Raw genomic sequence first — 17989 nt, forward strand, 5'->3', positions numbered from 1 at the left:
CAGGTACCAACCCGGTAGATTGACACTACCATAGAAAAAAGTGGTATTTGGCGTTGTTTTCTTATGTTCAGGAGGGAATACTATTATTTATAGAAGAAACAAAGGAGGTTTGTGTCTTGTCACTGATTCATTTAGTGATTTTATCGCCTTTCTTGTTGGCGATTCTTGTGCCTTTTGCGCATAAGTATTTTAAAAGCATACATACTGGGTGGTTTGCATTCGTTTTGCCACTCGTTTTATTCATTTACTTTCTCCAATACTTAGGCACCACCATGAACGGGGAAACGTACACAAGCACGATGAAATGGATTCCTTCCATTGGGATAGATTTTACTGTTTATCTGGATGGACTAGGACTGCTCTTTGCCTTACTAATAACAGGTATCGGCGCCTTAGTCGTTCTATACTCCATTTATTATCTGTCTAAAGAGAAAGAAGCGCTCAATACGTTCTATGTATATTTACTCATGTTCATGGGTGCTATGCTCGGGGTTGTACTTTCGGACAACCTACTTGTTATGTATTCCTTCTGGGAGTTGACTAGTATTTCTTCCTTCCTGTTGATCAGTTATTGGTATCATCGTGAGAAGTCTCGTTATGGTGCACAGAAGTCCATGCTGATAACAGTATTTGGTGGACTGGCAATGCTCGCTGGAATCATCCTCTTATATTTAATGACTGGTACGTTCAGCATTCGAGAGAACATCGCGAATGTGGATATTATCACTAGTCATGAACTATTTGTACCGGCACTTCTTTTATTCTTGCTTGGTGCCTTCACAAAATCAGCTCAATTCCCATTTCATATTTGGTTGCCGGACGCTATGGAAGCACCTACACCTGTCAGTGCCTACCTGCATTCCGCTACCATGGTTAAGGCGGGTATTTATCTAGTAGCTCGTATGAGTCCTGTTTTCGCAGGTGCTCCCGAATGGTTCTGGCTTGTATCAGGATTCGGTATTGTCACCTTGTTCTGGGGATCATTCTCTGCTGTGAAACAAACGGATTTGAAAGCAATATTGGCTTTCTCCACCGTCAGTCAGCTCGGATTGATTATGTCCTTGCTCGGTATCGGGAGTGCAGCAGCACATTACGACTACATTGGTGAAAATGCTTATACCATCGCAACCCTAGCAGCGGTGTTCCATTTAATTAACCATGCAACCTTTAAAGGAAGTTTGTTCATGGTTGTCGGAATTGTTGATCACGAAACAGGAACACGTGATATACGAAAGCTTGGCGGGTTGATGAACCTCATGCCGATTACCTTTACCTTGGCTATCATCGGGGCATTCTCGATGGCTGGTTTACCTCCTTTCAACGGCTTCCTAAGTAAAGAAATGTTCTTTACAGGCATGTTGCAGGCATTAGAGATCAGTGCATGGAATATGGAAACGCTTGGTATGATTTTCCCCGTTCTGGCTTGGGTTGCAAGTGTATTCACCTTTATTTATAGCATGATTTTAGTTTTCAAAACTTTTACAGGGAAATATCAACCAGAGAAGCTTGACAAAAAACCGCATGAAGCACCGATTGGTATGCTTATTCCACCAATCATCCTTGCATCTTTAGTCGTTATCTTCGGTTTCTTCCCAATGTTGCTAAAAGGGGTTATTGAACCTGCTTTATATTCCATCCTTCCATCTAATGTTTTATCTGTGGAAGTGAAAATTTATCATTGGCACGGCTTTAATACAGAGCTGTTTATGACGATTGGAGTAATTCTTGCTGGGGTTCTTCTTTACCTTACCGTTGCAAAATGGGGGAAAATCTATGAATGGTTTCCACAGAGACTTACACTCAACAAATTGTATGATGGTGGGTTAGTGGCACTAGATAGGGGTTCTTCTGCTTTTACCAAATCACATATGACAGGCTTTATCCGTGACTACCTTGTGTTGATTTTCGGATTCATGATTGTCCTGTTAGGTGTACTACTCTTTTCCACCGATGCATTTAATGTGAATCTGACAAATGTAGCACCTGCAGGCGTTTATGAAGTGATTTTAGCTCTTGTTATGGTCATTTCAGCGGTAACGATTCTATTTGTAAAATCAAGATTAGCAGCCATCATCGCACTTGGTGCAGTAGGATATTCTATGTCCCTGTTCTTCGTATTGTTTAGAGCACCGGATTTGGCATTGACTCAATTAATTGTTGAAACAGTGTCGGTAGCGCTCTTCTTATTGTGTTTCTATCACTTGCCAGAACTATCAAAGAAGAAGGACAGAATACGTTTTAAAGTGACGAATTTCATTATTTCACTAGGTGTCGGTCTTGTTGTCATCTTTATCGGTCTTTCTGTTAACAGCTCAAAGTTGTTCGAATCCATATCCAGTTATTTTGAGGCTGCTTCTTATGAAGAGGCTGGAGGAAAGAACATGGTAAACGTTATACTTGTTGATTTCCGTGGCTTTGATACATTATTTGAAATTGCGGTGCTTACTATAGCTGCTTTTGGAATTTACGCCATGATTAAGCTAAGACTTGCAGATAAGAAGGGAGGAGTAAAAGGTGAAAGTAAATGATTTAATCTTACAAACCACCACTACACTTTTAACTTTTATCATTTTAATCTTCTCGGTCTATCTATTCTTTGCTGGACACTACACTCCAGGTGGAGGATTTATTGGTGGGTTGATGACATCTGCTGCTCTGGTGTTGCTTTTACTTGCTTTTGACAAAAAAACTGTACAAAAAGCACTCCCATTCAACTTTCTTTCTATTGCAGCGGTAGGTTTGATGATATCCATCATTACAGGGGTCATTGCTCTTTTCTTTGACGTACCATTTCTTACACATACCTTTGGATATGTAGAATTGCCCCTATTGGGGGAAACTGCATTAACTTCTACTTTACCATTTGATCTAGGTGTTTATTTAGTTGTAGTAGGAGTTGCAATGACCATTATTCAAACGATAGGAGAGAGTGAATAATGGAAATTATTATGACGATCGTGGCGGGTGTGCTTGTTGCAACCGCTACTTACCTAATGTTATCTAAAAGTATTCTACGGATTATTATTGGAACAGCACTATTATCCCACGGGGCCCATTTGTTGTTATTGACAATGGGGGGATTAAAAAGAGGGGCTGCACCTTTACTTGGCCAAGAAGCAAATGCTTATAGCGATCCTTTGCCGCAAGCCTTAATTTTAACGGCAATCGTTATTGCATTCGGTGTTACTTCCTTCTTATTAGTTCTAGCCTATAGAGCTTACCAGGAACTAAAAACTGATGATATGGATCAATTAAGGGGAAATGAAAATCATGAATAACTTAGTTATATTACCGATACTGATCCCTTTAATTACAGCAACTTTATTATTGCTGATACCTAAAAAGGTGCAGCTTCAAAAAGTGATCAGCGTCATTTCGTTAACGGCCACAACCATTGCAGCAATGGTTCTGGTCCATAGTGTATATATGAACGGCATTCAAACATTGGAAATAGGGAGTTGGAGACCGCCCTTTGGTATAGTACTCGTTGCGGACATGTTTGCGTCCCTGCTTGTACTTACCGGTGTGATTGTTAGTTTTACCTGCGTCCTCTTCTCCTTTCGCAACATAGGCAGGGAAAGGGAAAAGTTTTTCTATTATGCCTTTTTACAGTTTTTGATCACAGGTGTAATGGGCGCATTCCTTACAGGTGATTTGTTCAATCTGTTCGTATTCTTTGAAGTTATGCTTATGTCCTCCTATGCATTGATTGTTCTGGGTGGTACACGCATACAGCTTAGAGAGTCCATCAAGTATCTACTGGTTAACATTATCTCTTCTGCTTTATTTGTTATCGCATTAGCTTACTTATACGGATTAGTAGGGACGTTGAACATGGCCGATGTTTCCAATAAAATTGCACAATCCGGCCAAACGGATATCGTGACAGTCGTTGCCATTCTATTCTTAATCGTATTTGGATTAAAAGGTGGAATCTTTCCACTTTACTTCTGGCTTCCAGGGTCCTATCAGGCACCACCTTATGCCATTACTGCCATTTTTGGTGCCTTGTTGACAAAGGTCGGCGTGTATTCTATCTATCGGATCTTTACGCTGATCTTCTATCATGAACCGCAAATAACCCATCAGATTATTGCTGCATTAGCCATTATCACCATTCTAATAGGCGCAATTGGGGCAATAGCATACTGGGATGTTAAGAAAATTTTAATATATAACATTGTTACAGCAGTAGGAGTGATCATTTACGGAATTTCCATTGCTACTGAAACAGGATACGCAGGCGGCATTTATTATCTTGTTCATGATATGGTGATTAAAGGTGCTTTGTTCTTATTAGCAGGAGCCATGTTCACCATTACCGGAACAGATAATATCAAAAAAATGGGTGGATTAATTAAGCGCCATCCCCTATTAGGCTGGATGTTCTTTACAGCCTGCCTAGCCCTTGCCGGAATTCCACCTCTTAGTGGTTTTGTCGGGAAAATCTTACTTACTCAAGGCGGTTTGGAGCAAGAACATTATCTATTCGTCGGAGTCATGCTCTTCAGTAGTTTGCTTGTATTATATTCCGTGATGAAAATATTCATGAACTGTTTCTTTAGGGAAGAAGTATTAAGTCCTAAAGAAGAAAAAGGGACAACCAAGGGCCTTGTCTATCCGTCGGTTATCTTAATCGCACTCTCTGCTTTCCTTGGTCTAGGGGCAGAATTCGTATATCCATACGTTTTTGAGGCGGCAGAAACATTGATGGATCCTTCCATCTATATCCAAGCAGTTTTAAAGGAGTAGTTTCGCATGGCTTTTCAAATTTTGATAAATGTAGTAATTGCATTCAGTTGGATGTTTCTTAAAAATCAATGGGCGTTCCCAGACTTTATCATCGGATATTTCTGGGGGCTTGTTATCTTATTTTTAATGAGAAAGTTTCTTCCAGGCAGATTTTATTTTGATCGAGTGCTGGCGGCAGGAAAACTATTCTTCTTATTTTTACGGGAGCTCGTTCTTGCCAATGTCCAAGTAATCCGTGATATCCTGCGCCCTCAGTTGAAAATTGAACCCGGCATATTCGCGATGCCTACAGAATTAAAAGGCGATTGGGAAATAACATTACTTTCCCTATTAATCACGTTAACTCCCGGTACCTTGGTAATGGATATTTCTGATGATAATAAGATTCTCTATATCCATGCCATGAACATCCCGGATGCAGATCAGGCGGTTGCAGAGATTAAAAACACCTTTGAGAAAGCAATAATGGAGGTGACCCGTTAGGATGTTTGAGAGCACATTAGATTTATTGTTAACCATCAGCTTATTTATCATTTCTATAGCCACTTTAGGGCTAGTATATCGGGTTATTAAAGGACCATCTGTTCCAGACCGTGTGATGGCTTTGGATTCTATCGGAATCAATCTAATTGCCATTACAGCGATTACCTCCATTATGTTAAGAACCGATGCTTTTTTGGAAGTAATTCTTCTAATTGGTGTGATTGCTTTTGTAGGAACCGTTGCTTTTTCGAAATTCCTTCAAAAAGGAGAGATAATTGAGTATGACAGAGACAATTAACACATTCATTGGAGTTGTCGTACTGCTAGGTTCTCTTCTAAGCTTAGTAACGACCATTGGCTTAATCAGACTACCAGATGTATATACGCGCAGTCACGCAGCCTCCAAGAGCGCCACACTTGGTGTCTTGCTGATACTAGTTGCTGCATTGTTGTATTTTTGGTTTGCAGATAATTATTTTAGTGCGCGATTGGTGCTTGGAATAGTGTTTGTCTTTATTACAGCACCGGTTGCAGGACATCTCATTTCAAGAGCAGCCTATTACACAGACGTTCCTCTTTGGGAAAAGACTGTGCAGGATGATTTAAAAACAAAGGAACGACCAAAAACAAAAAAGGAAGTAGAAAATAGACAAAAGGCCCATTCTGAGGCATAAATAAAAAAAGCTGGCAGGACCGTATCCGGTCCTGCCAGCTTTTTTTATTTATATTATAGAGAAGCTTTCAAGATGGAAGTCACATCTTCATGGGAAAGTGACTTGAAATTCCCTACTGCTCCTTGTGACATAACATGGTCAGCCATCTTATCGATGTTCTGGTCATCAATGTCATAATCGGCTAAACGTGTAGGAGCTCCTAGACTTGTCCAGAATTCACGAAGTCTGCGTATGCCCTCGAGAGCTATTTCTTTGTCCGGTGAGCCATTATCCTGCACACCAAACACCCTCACAGCCAACTGTTTAAAGCGGCCAAGATTTGCATCCATAACATGGTCCATCCAATTTGGGAAAAGGATAGCCAATCCACCTGCATGAGGAATATCATAAATGGCAGAAACAGCATGCTCAATGCCATGAGTCGCCCAATCACCACGATAGCCCATTTGTAGCATGCCATTAAGCGCGATGGTCCCATTGTAAAGGATCGTCTCGCGGTGTTCATAGCTTTCTAAGTCTTCTAAGAGCTTAGGAGCCGTTTCCATCACTGTTGTTAGCACAGCCTCACACATACGATCTTGCAGCGGTGTATTTGTTGTCTGATGGAAGTACTGCTCTAACACATGGGACATCATGTCAACAATACCGTAAACGGTGTGATCTTTAGGAACAGTAAAAGTATTAACTGGGTCCAGGATAGAGAACTTCGGAAACGTTACAGGGCTGCCCCAACCGTATTTCTCATTCGTTTCCCAATTTGTGATAACAGATCCCGCATTCATTTCAGATCCTGTTGCAGCAAGTGTCAACACGGTTCCAAACGGCAGAGCTTCTGTTGCGATTTGCTTTTTAAGTACAATATCCCATACATCGCCATCATATTTAGCACCTGCAGCGATTGCTTTTGTACAATCAATGACACTTCCTCCACCAACCGCTAAAAGGAAATCAATTTGATTTTCTTTGCAAAGCTCGACACCTTTTCTTACAGTCGATAACCTTGGGTTAGGTTCCACCCCTGCAAGCTCTGTAACCGTTGCTCCTGCTTTATGTAGAGTATTTATCACATTATCATAAAGCCCGCTTCTTTTAATACTTCCTCCACCATAAACCAGGAGAACATTCTTGCCGTATGCCTCCATTTCTTGTGGCAATGCTTCAAGTTGCCCTTTCCCGAATATTAACTTCGTTGGATTATAAAAAGTAAAATTATCCATTACTATTACCTCCCTTTTGCCATGATTATGGATGATTTTTTAATTGGTTGCAAAGAATTAGCTTTTAAGAATGCTCCTGCCCACTTTTATCATGCTTCCACAGAAAAAAATTATAAATGAATAATTTTTATACAGTTACAAATTATATGGAGGAAAGCACTTATATTCTCAAGGAGGGAATGTCATGAGTACTATTCAACGAATTGCACTAGTACTGACTATTGTCGGAGCTATTAACTGGGGATTGATTGGTTTCTTCCAATTTGATCTGGTGGCAGCTATTTTTGGCGGCCAAAGCGCAGCCTTATCACGTATTATATATGGCCTGGTTGGAATTGCCGGACTAATCAACTTAGGCCTTCTATTCGTGCCATCTGAGCAGCACGAAAGAGAAGTAGAACCAAGAACAACTCGATAACCACACAAAAACCGCCTCTTAAGCAGGGGCGGTTTTTATTTTTGCCGGATTCGGCGATGTTAAGGTGATTGTGAATTTTTAGTGGTTGATTGTAACTAATTTGCTGGTTATTGTAACTAATTTGGCTTTGATTGTAACTTTTTTATGGGTTATTGTGATAATTCGGCAATCGAAAGAATGGGACAGCACAAGAATAACCGATAGTTGTATGGTTTATCACCGCTGTTCCTTTCCGCAAATGGCTTCGCTTTCCGCGGGACGGTGCTTGAGCCTCCTCACCACGCTTCAGGGGTCTCAAGCTATCGTTACTCCCCCGCAGGAGTCTCCGCCATTTGCTCCAATCCACAGCTAAAAATTACTTAAATCAAATGTTAACGCTATATCATTTAACCCGGTCAGATCTCTTTCCCAATACCCTTCATTGAATGAAACCCCCTCGTTGATTGGAGTGGAAGGCGCGTAGACGCCCGCGGGAGGAAGGGACAGGTGAGACCCCGCAGGCAAGCGAAGCGCCTGGAACGGAAATCAACCGTATTACCTATCCACTGATCATCAAAAAAAGAGACACCCGTTTAATAGGATATCTCTTCAATAAAAGATTACTTCTTAATTAGATCGTTACGGTTGGATTGCTCAATCCACTCTTCTAATTTGTCTTTAAGCGTGTTGAAACCGCCAGGAGCCGCTTCTGTGTGGTTTTTCACTACAGTAGCTTGACGTTTCTTAGGCTTTCTTGGTGCAGCTGCTGGAGCTTCAGCAGGAGCTTCTTGAGTTGCTTTAATGGACAAGCTGATTTTGTTAGACTTTTCGTCAACAGAAAGAACCTTCACTTGAACCTCATCGCCCATTTTTAAATGTTCGTTTACATCTTTCACATAACCGTGCGTAATTTCGGAAATATGAACAAGACCTTGAGTTTCTTCGTCAAGCGCAACGAACGCTCCGTAAGGTTGAATACCTGTTACTTTACCAGTTAATACACTTCCAATTTCGAATTTATCAGACATGAAAACACTCCTAAATAATTTAATTTTTATACACATTGAACGCAATAAAAGATTATACCACAAATTCGCCATTTAATCAAAAATACTTTTTTGCTACCCGAAGTCTCTGTTATTATTTGTGAATTTAATCGCTAATATCCTTTAAATGTAGAAAATAGCCTTTTGGTTCATGATTTACTTAAATTTTTATAAACTAATAACAGAAAGAGTAAAAATATGTTCAAACTTTCTCTAGATTTAACATGGTATGATAAAAGTAAGAAAATGCTTACATTGGAGGTTATAGGAATGAGAAATATCGGGGAAAACATCCGCTTTTATCGGGAACGTGCAAAAATGACCGCTGCTGAGCTTGCTTTAAAGATCCGCGTGGGAACCGGCACCATTGAAAAATATGAAGCTGGTCTACAAACACCTGACATGCAAACCATCCTAAAGATTTCAACGGTTTTAGATGTACCTGCTTCCGAACTATTAGAATCCTTCACTTCCAAAAACTCTTCAGGTTTGGATCCTGAACTAGAAGAATTAATTAAAGAAGTTGGGGTTAAAAGAGCAAAGTTAATTCTTCGAAAAGCCAAAGATTATACCGATGAAGATTTTTTAAATGTAATGCAAGTGCTGTATGAAAAAAAATATAGCACCCAATAAAGAATTTTCTAAAATTAGGTTTTAAAATTTAAAATCGTGGGAATACTTATACCATCAAGGCTTTCTAGTATTCCCCCTTTTGTTAGGACCAAATCCGAGCTGGAATTGGTCCCTTTTTTTGCACTAACGATATTGTTTAACAAACCGCTCCATCCTTTTGATCGCTTCCTGTAACTGTTCTAAGGATGATGCATACGAGCATCTCACATAGCCTTCTCCACTTTCACCGAACACATCGCCCGGTACCACTGCTACCTTTTCCTCTAACAGTAATTTTTCCGCAAATTCCTGTGAGCTAAGTCCGGTTCGCTTAACGGAAGGAAAAGCATAAAATGCACCTCCTGGATTATGACAATCCAGTCCGATCTCATTAAGAGAAGCCACAAAATAATTCCGTCTTCTTCGATAGCTTTTTTTCATTGCTTCTATATCCTCTCGGCCATTTTTTAACGCCTCGATAGCGCCATACTGTGCCATCGTAGAAGCGCACATCATGGCATACTGATGGATTTTAAGCATTGCCTCAATAATGTCTGTCGGGCCGGCTACAAAGCCTAAGCGCCACCCCGTCATTGCAAAGCCTTTTGAGAAACCTGAAATCAGGATGGTCCTTTCCTTCATTCCAGGAAGAGTGGCAAAGCTGGTAAACTTCTCATCAAAGCTTAGTTCAGCATAAATTTCATCTGACATAACGAGCAAGTCATGTTTTTCAACGAGTTGACTTACTTGTATGAGTTCTTCCATAGAAAGCATGGTACCTGTTGGATTGTTTGGAAAGCAAAGCAAAATTGCCTTGGTTCTGTCACTGATCGCTTTTTCCAACTCAAGAAAATCAATGCTGAACCCTTTATCAGCATCTGCTCCCACTCTCACGGCAGTTCCCCCAACCAGTTCGATAAGCGGTGCATAAGAAACAAAACAAGGTTCAATTACGATCACTTCATCACCCGGATCCACAATTGCACGGATGGAGAGGTCCAACGCCTGACTTGCTCCCACTGTCACAATCACGTCGCTATCAGGACGGTATTCCACATCAAATTGCTCGACCAAATAACGGCTGATTTCTTTTCTTAATTCCAGCAAACCAGCATTTGCTGTATATGATGTATATCCATTATGTAAGGATGCAATGCATGCTTCCCTCACTCCCCAAGATGTTACGAAGTCTGGTTCCCCCACACCTAAGGAGATAACCCCTTCCATATTCGCAGCTAAATCGAAGAAACGGCGAATTCCAGAAGGCTGAAGGTTTTGAACATGACTTGCTATTCTGTTTCTCATGGGGACACCACAATTCGACGATCATCTTCTCCCTGATCAAAGATGGTTCCATCATGTTTGTATTTTTTCAAAATGAAATGAGTGGTCGTAGAGATGACCGAGTCCAAGGTAGAAAGTTTTTCAGATACAAAATTTGCTACTTGAGAGAGTGATTTCCCTTCTATTACGACAGATAAGTCGTAGGCCCCAGACATTAAATATACAGATTTGACTTCAGGGAACCGATAAATATTTTTAGCAATTTCATCAAATCCGACCTCACGTTTTGGAGTTACCTTGACATCAATCATCGCCGTCACGCCTTCAAAATTGTCGACCTTGCGCCAATCGATTACTGCGCCGTATTCAACAATGATTCGCTTTTCTTCCAACCGCTTTAACATGTTTTCTGTTTCCGCTTCTGTAAGTTCCACCATTTTGGAAAGTACATCTATATTCATTCTTCCGTTTTCTTCAATAATCTGAAGCAAGTCCAATTCTTTTTCTGTTAATTGCATACGCTTTTCCCAGCTCCTTTATATAAACATTGACTCATTATAGCAAATATTCCACCTTAATGTATTACGATTATTTTACAGAACACATTAAATAAAATACACAGGTTTGAAATGGCAATGAGAGGTTAAAATACCTATAACCATTCCAACTTAGGAGGGACATAGATGAAGACCAACCAATACACCACCAATATCGGGGGAATAAATGTATTTTATGAGTTTCACCATGACTCTAACTCCCCATTCATCCATAAGCCGACACTTGTCCTTATCCATGGGTTTCTTTCGTCCTCGTTCAGTTTTCGCCGCTTGATTCCATTGCTGACGAAGGAATACACGGTACTAGCTATTGATTTACCTCCATTTGGGAAAAGTGAAAAATCTAAGAAATTTGTTTATTCATATGAAAATATGGCAAAAGTGGTGATTTCCCTACTGGAAAAGCTGGGAATTAACCGAACCGTTCTAATAGGTCATTCAATGGGTGGGCAGATTTCTTTAAATATCAGCAATCAAAAACCTGAGCTTGTAGAAAGAGTCGTCCTGTTGTGCAGTTCTGGCTACTTAAAAAGGATGAGCAGGTCTGTCATCTACTCATCACGGATTCCGTACTTCTATATCTGGTTAAAATACTGGCTGGCTAGACAAGGCCCTATCCAGAATTTATTGAATGTGGTCTATGATCATTCTTTAATTGATGATGAGATGATTGCCGGATACACGGAGCCTTTTTATGACGATCAAATTTTTGTGGCCCTGACCAGGATGATTCGCGACCGGGAAGGAGATCTTGCAGCGGAAATTTTGAGAAAGATTGAAACACCAAGCCTTTTGATTTGGGGGGAAGAGGATAAAGTTGTTCCTCTTGAGATCGGAAAAAGACTTCATAGAGACTTGCCGAATTCGAGGTTAATTACTTATAAAAAGACAGGTCATCTTCTTCCTGAGGAAAAGCCGCAAGATGTTCATGATAACATCCTGGACTTTCTTCAAACTTCACCATAATGAAAGGAGAAAAGCTCCTATTGGCTTTTCTCCTTCTTTATGTGGAAGTTATCTTTCATGACAATCAAGATCCAAAGGCTTATTATAGAGAACAAGTATCCTCTTCGTTTTTGATGAAAATCAGCTCTGTCGCCTTTTCTTTGCATTTGGATAGAGGGATAAACTCTTCGAAAGAGAATTCATAGATATCCTGAATCTTTTTTGCCAATTTGTTTATATCATCAAGTTCATGCACTGCTTGAACAACGTCGACACATTCCGTCTCATAGGCATCAACCCCATAGCCTAGTGGATCCCATTGTAGTAAAATTTCCATTAATCTAACATTTATACTTGCTTTTATCATCAAGTTTTCACCTTGCTTTCCGAGAACAGTTACTGCCTATATTATAACTTGTTTTTGCGAAATTGTTTAGTAGACTCAGTTTCAGATTGATTGGAGGCGCCAAACACTTATGAAAACCTACGATTTCAATGAATACATTAACAGATTAAATACATCAAGCGTCAAATGGGATGAAACTGCTCGAGTTTTCGGCACTAGTGATGTATTGCCGATGTGGGTCGCAGATATGGACTTCCAGGCTCCAAAAGAGGTAACCCAGGCCATCATCACTAAGGCCGAGCACGGAATTTTTGGCTATACCTCCATTTCCCCCTCTGTCCACGATGCCGTTTTAAGCTGGTACCAAAAACAACACGGCTGGAAGATGGAACAAGAGTGGCTCACCTATATCTCAGGTGTGGTTCCGGCCCTTAGCACAACCATCCAGACACTATCAAATCCTGGTGATAAGGTAATTGTTTTTTCACCTGTCTATTATCCTTTTTATGACATGATTACATATAACGACCGAAAACTGATTACTAGTCCTATGGAATATAGAGATGGCCGGTACCATATGGACCTTCATCATTTCGAAGCTCAATTAGATGGGGATGTAAAACTTCTTTTATTTTGCAACCCTCATAATCCTGGAGGAACAGTTTGGACTCGGGAGGAATTAGAGCAGTTAGGGAACATCTGTGTAAAACACAAATTGATGATAGTTTCTGATGAAATACATGCCGATTTAGTATTCAAAAATCATAAATATACTCCTCTTGCTTCCATTTCTGAGGACATTTCCATGGTGACTGTTACCTGTATTGCACCAACCAAAACCTTTAATATTGCTGGGTTACAAGTCTCCGCAATGGTCACATCCAACAGATCCATTCGTGAAAAACTGGAGCTATTCATGAAAAAACAGGGACATTTCACCTTGAACATGTTAGGAATCACCGCGATGGAAGCAGCATACACCCATGGAAAGCCATGGCTGGACGAAGTGTTGGCTTATATAGAAGAGAACATGGATTACGCGGTAGATTATATTCATAAAGAGATTCCTGGTATTTTTGCCTCTAAGCCCGAAGGAACTTATTTACTGTGGATTGATTGCACAAAACTAGGTTTGGAAGAGGACGAATTAAAGCGCCGGCTCCTTCATAAGGGAAAACTTGCCCTTGAGTCCGGAAGTAAATTCGGTAAAGAAGGAAACGGCTACTTACGAATGAATGTCGCCTGCTCAAAAGCAACCTTACAAGAAGGCTTACAAAGACTAAAGACTGCCTTGGAGTAAATAGATATATAGAGAGTTTAAGGAATCCTAGCTGTTGATTGGAGCAAAAGGCGAAGACCCCTCGAAAATGCTACGCATTTTCTTCGTGCGATGTTTCGCTGTCGAAGCCTTCCTTGTCCTGAGGGAGATAGCGCTAGGTGGAGACCCCACAGGCGAAGCCGAGGGGGCTCCAGCAGCTCTCCTAGGAAAGCCTAGCCATTTGCGAAAATCAACAGCGTCGTAAAAAATATGGGTTATGCAGCACTCAGCTTGCATAACCCGATTACATACTGTATAAGTGCTCAGAATTATTCAACGAAACAACCGTTATACCCTCGTCACTTTTCCTAATAATATGCATCCCTGTATCTCCCGTCGGAAACTTAATGTTCGTATGAACAGGTAATTGCAGCAATGCTTTTAATAAATTGGAAGTAGTCCCCCCATGAGAAACGATCGCAATCCTGACAACAGCCGAACTCTCTGATAAGATTTTTGATAAAGTCATTTCCACCCTCATGCGGAATTCTATTTCTGATTCTCCATTTTGAATCCTCTCATGCGGCTTTCTTCCTCCCACCGGCAATGGATACTTCGTAGCAGCCACTTCTCTGGGTAAGCCTGCTAGCACCCCATTGTTGTATTCCATCAGCCCTGGCTCCTTAATTACCATACAGCCCACTTCTTCGGCCAATATGGCGGCCGTTTCTGAAGCCCTATTCAACGTACTAGTCCATATTATATCTGGAGGAAAGTGTTCGTTTAATCGACATGCCAGCCTTTTCGCCTGTATTTTTCCAAGTTCCGTTAACGGGTAATCAGCTCTTCCCTCATGGACTTGGAGAATGTCTGCTTCTGACTGTCCATGTCTAATTAATAGTATCTCCAAAGATGCAACCTCCTTTTTGTCTATAAATTTAAAATTATCTCAAAAGTACAAACTATGTCAATAAGATTACGAATATTTCTGAAATAATACAAAATCATTCGTATTTTAAACAAAACAAAAACCGGACAAAACCGCCCGGTCCTTTTTAGTATTAAACAGTAGTTAGTGGTTTATGGCCGCTGTTCCTTTACGCAAATGGCTTCGCTTTCCGCGGGACGGTGCTTGAGCCTCCTCACTTTGTTCGAGGGTCTCAACCTACCGTTACTCCCCCGCTGGAGTCTACGCCGATTGCTCCAATCCACAGCTTAAAATTAAACAATCACTACGTTAATGCTTTTTCAGCTAACACAGTTAGATTGCTTTTCATAATCCCTTCGATAAATGAAATCACCTTGTTGATTGAAGTGGAAGGCGCGCAGACGCCCGCGGGAGGAAGGGACAGGTGAGAGACCCCACAGGCTGCAAGCCGAGGAGGCTCACGGACCGCCCTTCGGATAAGCGAAGCGCCTGGAACGGAAATCAACCGGATTATATACATTCTTATTCTTAAACAAAAAGACACACCTCGTTTAGTGTGTCTTTGAGTGAAGTTATTTTTTTTCTGCTTCATCTACCGGTTCTTCTACAGCTTCATTTTTTTCTGCAACTTCTTTCGTGATGACACCGCAGGCGATTCTTTCACCAGAGTCACCTGCTGGCTGGGTCATACCGTCATCTAAATTCTCTGTAATGATAATGGCTGTGCCATCCTTTCCAAATAACGAGGTCTTCCCTTCCTCTAAGGTTGCTTGAGGCGCCATCAGTTCTGCAATGACAGTTCCATCATCTTCTACAATGATGTTAGGCAAGTCCCCTACATGTGCTCCTTCAGGATGCATAAGTCCATGCTGCTTATCATCAGGATTAAAGTGATTGCCAGCTGTTTTGAAATCAGGTGCATTGCATAAACCGGTTTCATGAATATGTACGGCATGCTCTCCCGGTGGTAATCCCTCTAGGTTCAATTTAATCTTCACGCCATTCGGATCTTCTGAAACTTTTGCAACTCCAAGAGAATCACCAGTGGCATTAAACATTTCTACATCAATTGCCGTAATCTTGCTCTCCATACAACCTGTTAGAATGAAGCATATTAAAAAAGTCAGGGTAAATATTTTAGCTCGCATAAACTAGTTGACCTCCAAATAGTCGTTTACCAGAGTTTCCCCGAAAATGATGGGGAATATTTAAGAACTGCTATTTTACCTTTAAAATAAAAAGGCTCACTCCCCAATATTTCGGAAAGTGAGCCTCTTCTAATAATCAATCTTTAATAACTTTTTCCCTTCGCAACTGTTCTTCTAATGCTTCCGCCTTTTGGCCTTCTCTTTTGGATACTTTGATTATATATCGGAAAACGAATACGGCAGCAATAAAGAAAATCGTAAAGGTGATCCCTGCTGGAATATACTCTGATTTATCTTCTGGAAAATATAAGAATAGTTGTAGCATAAAGAAATTAAGCATCGTTACCACACGACCTTTCAGAGGTTATGAACCCATTCATTATATCAAAAGTTGCTGCAAGGGACCAAACTAGACTTACACTTCCTTATTTTACTACCGTAATCTTCTCAATCAGGACATCCTCTACAGGTTTGTCAGCTTCTCCAGTTTCCACCGTAGCAATGGCATCCAGTACTTCCATGCCTTCTACTACTTGTCCAAATACTGTATGTCTGAAGTCAAGACCAGGTGTCCCGCCATTCTTTTCATATAACTCTACCACTTCTTCAGGGTAACCTGATTTAATCATCGATTCCATCGTTGCTTCGTCAACCTCTTTAGCATGCACGATGAAAAATTGACTTCCATTTGTGTTTGGTCCAGAGTTCGCCATGGAAAGCGCGCCTCTGAAGTGAAGCATTTCACGGCTGAATTCATCTTCAAACGGTTGCCCCCAAATACTTTCTCCGCCCATACCTGTACCTTGTGGATCTCCGCCTTGAATCATAAAGTCTTCAATTACTCGGTGAAAAATCAATCCATCGTAATACCCGTTTTCTGCATGAGTTATAAAGTTCTCTACTGCTTTTGGTGCTGCGTCTGGATAAAGATTTAAGACCATTTTTCCTTTAGTTGTTTCAATTTCTACTGTACGAATTGTTTCACTGGTGTTTGTAAATTGTTGAAATTCACCCAATTCCACTTCTTCAGCAGCTCCGGGATCTTCCGTTTCTTGTCCGGCATTTTCTTCAGACTGTTGTTCGTTTGTTGAATTATTGCTTGACGCATTTTCGTCATTTGTACTTGATCCACAACCTGTTACAATAAGAAGTAGCGCAAGCATCATTATGATGATCTTTTTCATTTGTTTCACACCCCATATTTTATTTGCTTTAACAAGATATTACTAAATATAACAAAAAAAATCATCATTTGAATAGGAAAGGGGACTTATGATGGAGAAATTTGAGATAGGCAGCATCGTAACCGGGATTTATAAAACAGGAAAATATGTCGGGGAAGTAACAGATGTTCGTCCTATGCATTACTTAGTTAAAGTGAAAGCAGTATTGAAACATCCGCAGCAAGGAGATTTGCACGCACCTAAAGAAGCAGACGTTCCACTCTTTCATGAGCGTAGGGCTTTGGCATACCATGAACAAACCAATATTCCTAAAAATATGGTGAAGCCTTATGAAGGAGAGATTCTTGATTACAAGGAATCTTTGAAAATAGCACTTCATGCAGCCACACAAGCTTTAGAAAGTGACGATAGTCTTTGGGCTAAAAGAAGCATAGAAAACTTTTCCGTACTAAAAAAAGATTATAAATTAACATGACCTGACAAAAATTGAAAGCCAAATCTCCTGAATAAGGGATTTGGCTTTTTATAAGGCATATTTGTTTATTAGCTTGGAAAGGTCGATGCGGTCTCCGATGGTGGTCGGTTCCGGTTTTGCAAGGTAACTTTTGTCCTTTTCGATGAGTCGAAAGATATTAAATGTCGTAAGTGCGTCATCAAGTGCCCGATGGTGTTTACCGGTCCCTTCCTTTCCGTATTCCTGCACAGCTTTCCATAATCCTGTTTGGTTTTGGTCTCCAAAAAATTTCTTGTATTCCATGGAAAGATCTACATGCTTGCACGTCAAAGGAAAGGGTACTCTGTGATAATCACAGTTGCTTTTCAGTACCTTCATATCCATATTCCCCCATGTTACGACCGTTCCCCTCTCTTGCACGGTAAATGAATTCAACACATCAATCAGCTCGACAAAACTGGCTCCCTCCATGACATCCTTTTGATTAATATTCAGGAATGACTTACATCTGTTAGTCAGCGTTGGAAAGGCAGTCGGGCGAATATAGTTTGAATATTGATTGATTATTTTATCTTTTTCCACTGCTACAATTCCGGCTTCAATGATTTCGGGGAAAAAATTCTTTGGATAATTTCTATTTTCAGGCATGGTAAATTCAAAATCGATAAATAGATGAATCGATGTTAATTTCATGGTTCCCCTCC

The 17989-nt window shown here is 40.5% G+C and carries 22 protein-coding genes; 12 read left to right on the forward strand and 10 right to left on the reverse strand.

All coding sequences use genetic code 11. The features are described 5' to 3' along the window. The first annotated feature begins 116 nt into the window (after positions 1 to 116). Genes LG307_RS18175 through mnhG form a run of 7 tightly spaced genes read left to right on the forward strand, consistent with a single transcriptional unit; the run spans position 117 to position 5909 of the window. The gene (locus LG307_RS18175) at positions 117 to 2528 is read left to right on the forward strand and encodes a Na+/H+ antiporter subunit A (RefSeq protein ID WP_404444909.1); all 2412 of its coding nucleotides are present in this window, start codon (positions 117 to 119) and stop codon (positions 2526 to 2528) included. Then, complete coding sequence (locus LG307_RS18180; RefSeq protein WP_404444911.1) at positions 2515 to 2937, forward strand: Na(+)/H(+) antiporter subunit B; 423 nt, start codon at positions 2515 to 2517, stop codon at positions 2935 to 2937. The genes LG307_RS18175 and LG307_RS18180 overlap by 14 nt, the downstream gene beginning before the upstream one ends. Continuing rightward, positions 2937 to 3278 carry a Na(+)/H(+) antiporter subunit C gene (locus LG307_RS18185; protein WP_404444912.1) on the forward strand — a complete coding sequence of 114 codons (342 nt, stop codon included), beginning with the start codon at positions 2937 to 2939 and terminating at the stop codon, positions 3276 to 3278. Before LG307_RS18180 ends, LG307_RS18185 begins: the two co-directional genes overlap by 1 nt. Beyond that, positions 3271 to 4752 (forward strand): Na+/H+ antiporter subunit D, encoded by a 1482-nt coding sequence (locus LG307_RS18190; RefSeq protein WP_404444914.1) that lies wholly within the window; start codon positions 3271 to 3273, stop codon positions 4750 to 4752. Before LG307_RS18185 ends, LG307_RS18190 begins: the two co-directional genes overlap by 8 nt. Positions 4753 to 4758: 6 nt before the next feature. Then, complete coding sequence (locus tag LG307_RS18195) at positions 4759 to 5235, forward strand: Na+/H+ antiporter subunit E (protein WP_404444917.1); 477 nt, start codon at positions 4759 to 4761, stop codon at positions 5233 to 5235. Position 5236: 1 nt separating this feature from the next. Further along, positions 5237 to 5533, forward strand: coding sequence for a Na(+)/H(+) antiporter subunit F1 (locus LG307_RS18200; protein WP_404444919.1), 297 nt, complete (start codon positions 5237 to 5239; stop codon positions 5531 to 5533). Next, positions 5517 to 5909: a monovalent cation/H(+) antiporter subunit G gene (mnhG, locus tag LG307_RS18205; protein WP_404444922.1), complete on the forward strand. Its 393-nt coding sequence runs from the start codon at positions 5517 to 5519 to the stop codon at positions 5907 to 5909. Before LG307_RS18200 ends, mnhG begins: the two co-directional genes overlap by 17 nt. A 53-nt stretch (positions 5910 to 5962) precedes the next feature. Here mnhG and LG307_RS18210 read toward each other — a convergent pair whose 3' ends face one another. After that, positions 5963 to 7126: an iron-containing alcohol dehydrogenase gene (locus LG307_RS18210; RefSeq protein ID WP_404444925.1), complete on the reverse strand. Its 1164-nt coding sequence runs from the start codon at positions 7124 to 7126 to the stop codon at positions 5963 to 5965. A 184-nt stretch (positions 7127 to 7310) separates the two neighbouring features. Between LG307_RS18210 and LG307_RS18215 the strand changes: the two genes are divergently transcribed. Further along, positions 7311 to 7544 carry a DUF378 domain-containing protein gene (locus LG307_RS18215; RefSeq protein WP_064098762.1) on the forward strand — a complete coding sequence of 78 codons (234 nt, stop codon included), beginning with the start codon at positions 7311 to 7313 and terminating at the stop codon, positions 7542 to 7544. A 599-nt stretch (positions 7545 to 8143) separates the two neighbouring features. Here LG307_RS18215 and yugI read toward each other — a convergent pair. Continuing rightward, a complete protein-coding gene (yugI, locus tag LG307_RS18220; protein ID WP_010196422.1) occupies positions 8144 to 8551 on the reverse strand; it encodes a S1 domain-containing post-transcriptional regulator GSP13 in 408 nt (135 codons plus the stop codon). 288 nt (positions 8552 to 8839) lie between these two features. Here yugI and LG307_RS18225 point away from each other — a divergent pair, with 288 nt between their 5' ends. Next, complete coding sequence (locus tag LG307_RS18225; RefSeq protein WP_404444927.1) at positions 8840 to 9202, forward strand: helix-turn-helix domain-containing protein; 363 nt, start codon at positions 8840 to 8842, stop codon at positions 9200 to 9202. A gap of 123 nt (positions 9203 to 9325) precedes the next feature. Here the strand turns inward: LG307_RS18225 and LG307_RS18230 are convergent, their stop codons facing one another. After that, positions 9326 to 10486, reverse strand: a complete 1161-nt coding sequence (locus tag LG307_RS18230; protein ID WP_404444929.1) for an aminotransferase — start codon at positions 10484 to 10486, stop codon at positions 9326 to 9328. Next, positions 10483 to 10983 carry an Lrp/AsnC family transcriptional regulator gene (locus tag LG307_RS18235; protein WP_404444931.1) on the reverse strand — a complete coding sequence of 167 codons (501 nt, stop codon included), beginning with the start codon at positions 10981 to 10983 and terminating at the stop codon, positions 10483 to 10485. Before LG307_RS18235 ends, LG307_RS18230 begins: the two co-directional genes overlap by 4 nt. Before the next feature lie 165 nt (positions 10984 to 11148). Here LG307_RS18235 and LG307_RS18240 point away from each other — a divergent pair, with 165 nt between their 5' ends. Next, positions 11149 to 11988: an alpha/beta fold hydrolase gene (locus LG307_RS18240; protein ID WP_404444933.1), complete on the forward strand. Its 840-nt coding sequence runs from the start codon at positions 11149 to 11151 to the stop codon at positions 11986 to 11988. 82 nt (positions 11989 to 12070) lie between these two features. On the opposite strand, the gene LG307_RS18245 is transcribed toward LG307_RS18240, so the two are convergent. Next, complete coding sequence (locus tag LG307_RS18245; protein WP_404444935.1) at positions 12071 to 12334, reverse strand: DUF1871 family protein; 264 nt, start codon at positions 12332 to 12334, stop codon at positions 12071 to 12073. Between the two features lie 109 nt (positions 12335 to 12443). On the opposite strand from LG307_RS18245, the gene LG307_RS18250 reads away from it, so the two are divergent. Beyond that, entirely contained in the window at positions 12444 to 13613 is a 1170-nt protein-coding gene (locus LG307_RS18250) for a MalY/PatB family protein (protein WP_404444937.1), read from the forward strand. A 262-nt stretch (positions 13614 to 13875) separates the two neighbouring features. Here the strand turns inward: LG307_RS18250 and LG307_RS18255 are convergent, their stop codons facing one another. From LG307_RS18255 to LG307_RS18270, 4 genes are all read right to left on the reverse strand, one after another. After that, on the reverse strand, positions 13876 to 14481 hold the full coding sequence (locus tag LG307_RS18255) for a histidine phosphatase family protein (protein ID WP_404444939.1): 606 nt from the start codon (positions 14479 to 14481) through the stop codon (positions 13876 to 13878). 590 nt (positions 14482 to 15071) lie between these two features. Further along, positions 15072 to 15647 carry a superoxide dismutase family protein gene (locus tag LG307_RS18260; protein WP_404444942.1) on the reverse strand — a complete coding sequence of 192 codons (576 nt, stop codon included), beginning with the start codon at positions 15645 to 15647 and terminating at the stop codon, positions 15072 to 15074. A gap of 136 nt (positions 15648 to 15783) precedes the next feature. Continuing rightward, a complete protein-coding gene (locus LG307_RS18265; protein WP_404444944.1) occupies positions 15784 to 15987 on the reverse strand; it encodes a hypothetical protein in 204 nt (67 codons plus the stop codon). A gap of 85 nt (positions 15988 to 16072) precedes the next feature. Beyond that, a complete protein-coding gene (locus LG307_RS18270) occupies positions 16073 to 16831 on the reverse strand; it encodes a peptidylprolyl isomerase (protein WP_404444946.1) in 759 nt (252 codons plus the stop codon). An 88-nt stretch (positions 16832 to 16919) separates the two neighbouring features. Between LG307_RS18270 and LG307_RS18275 the strand changes: the two genes are divergently transcribed. Then, entirely contained in the window at positions 16920 to 17306 is a 387-nt protein-coding gene (locus LG307_RS18275) for a kinase-associated lipoprotein B (protein WP_404444948.1), read from the forward strand. Between the two features lie 48 nt (positions 17307 to 17354). Here the strand turns inward: LG307_RS18275 and kapD are convergent, their stop codons facing one another. Beyond that, on the reverse strand, positions 17355 to 17978 hold the full coding sequence (kapD, locus tag LG307_RS18280; protein WP_404444950.1) for a 3'-5' exonuclease KapD: 624 nt from the start codon (positions 17976 to 17978) through the stop codon (positions 17355 to 17357). Positions 17979 to 17989: the final 11 nt, after the last annotated feature.

The organism is Sutcliffiella horikoshii, assembly GCF_044809035.1.
Classification (GTDB): domain Bacteria; phylum Bacillota; class Bacilli; order Bacillales; family Bacillaceae_I; genus Sutcliffiella_A; species Sutcliffiella_A horikoshii_G.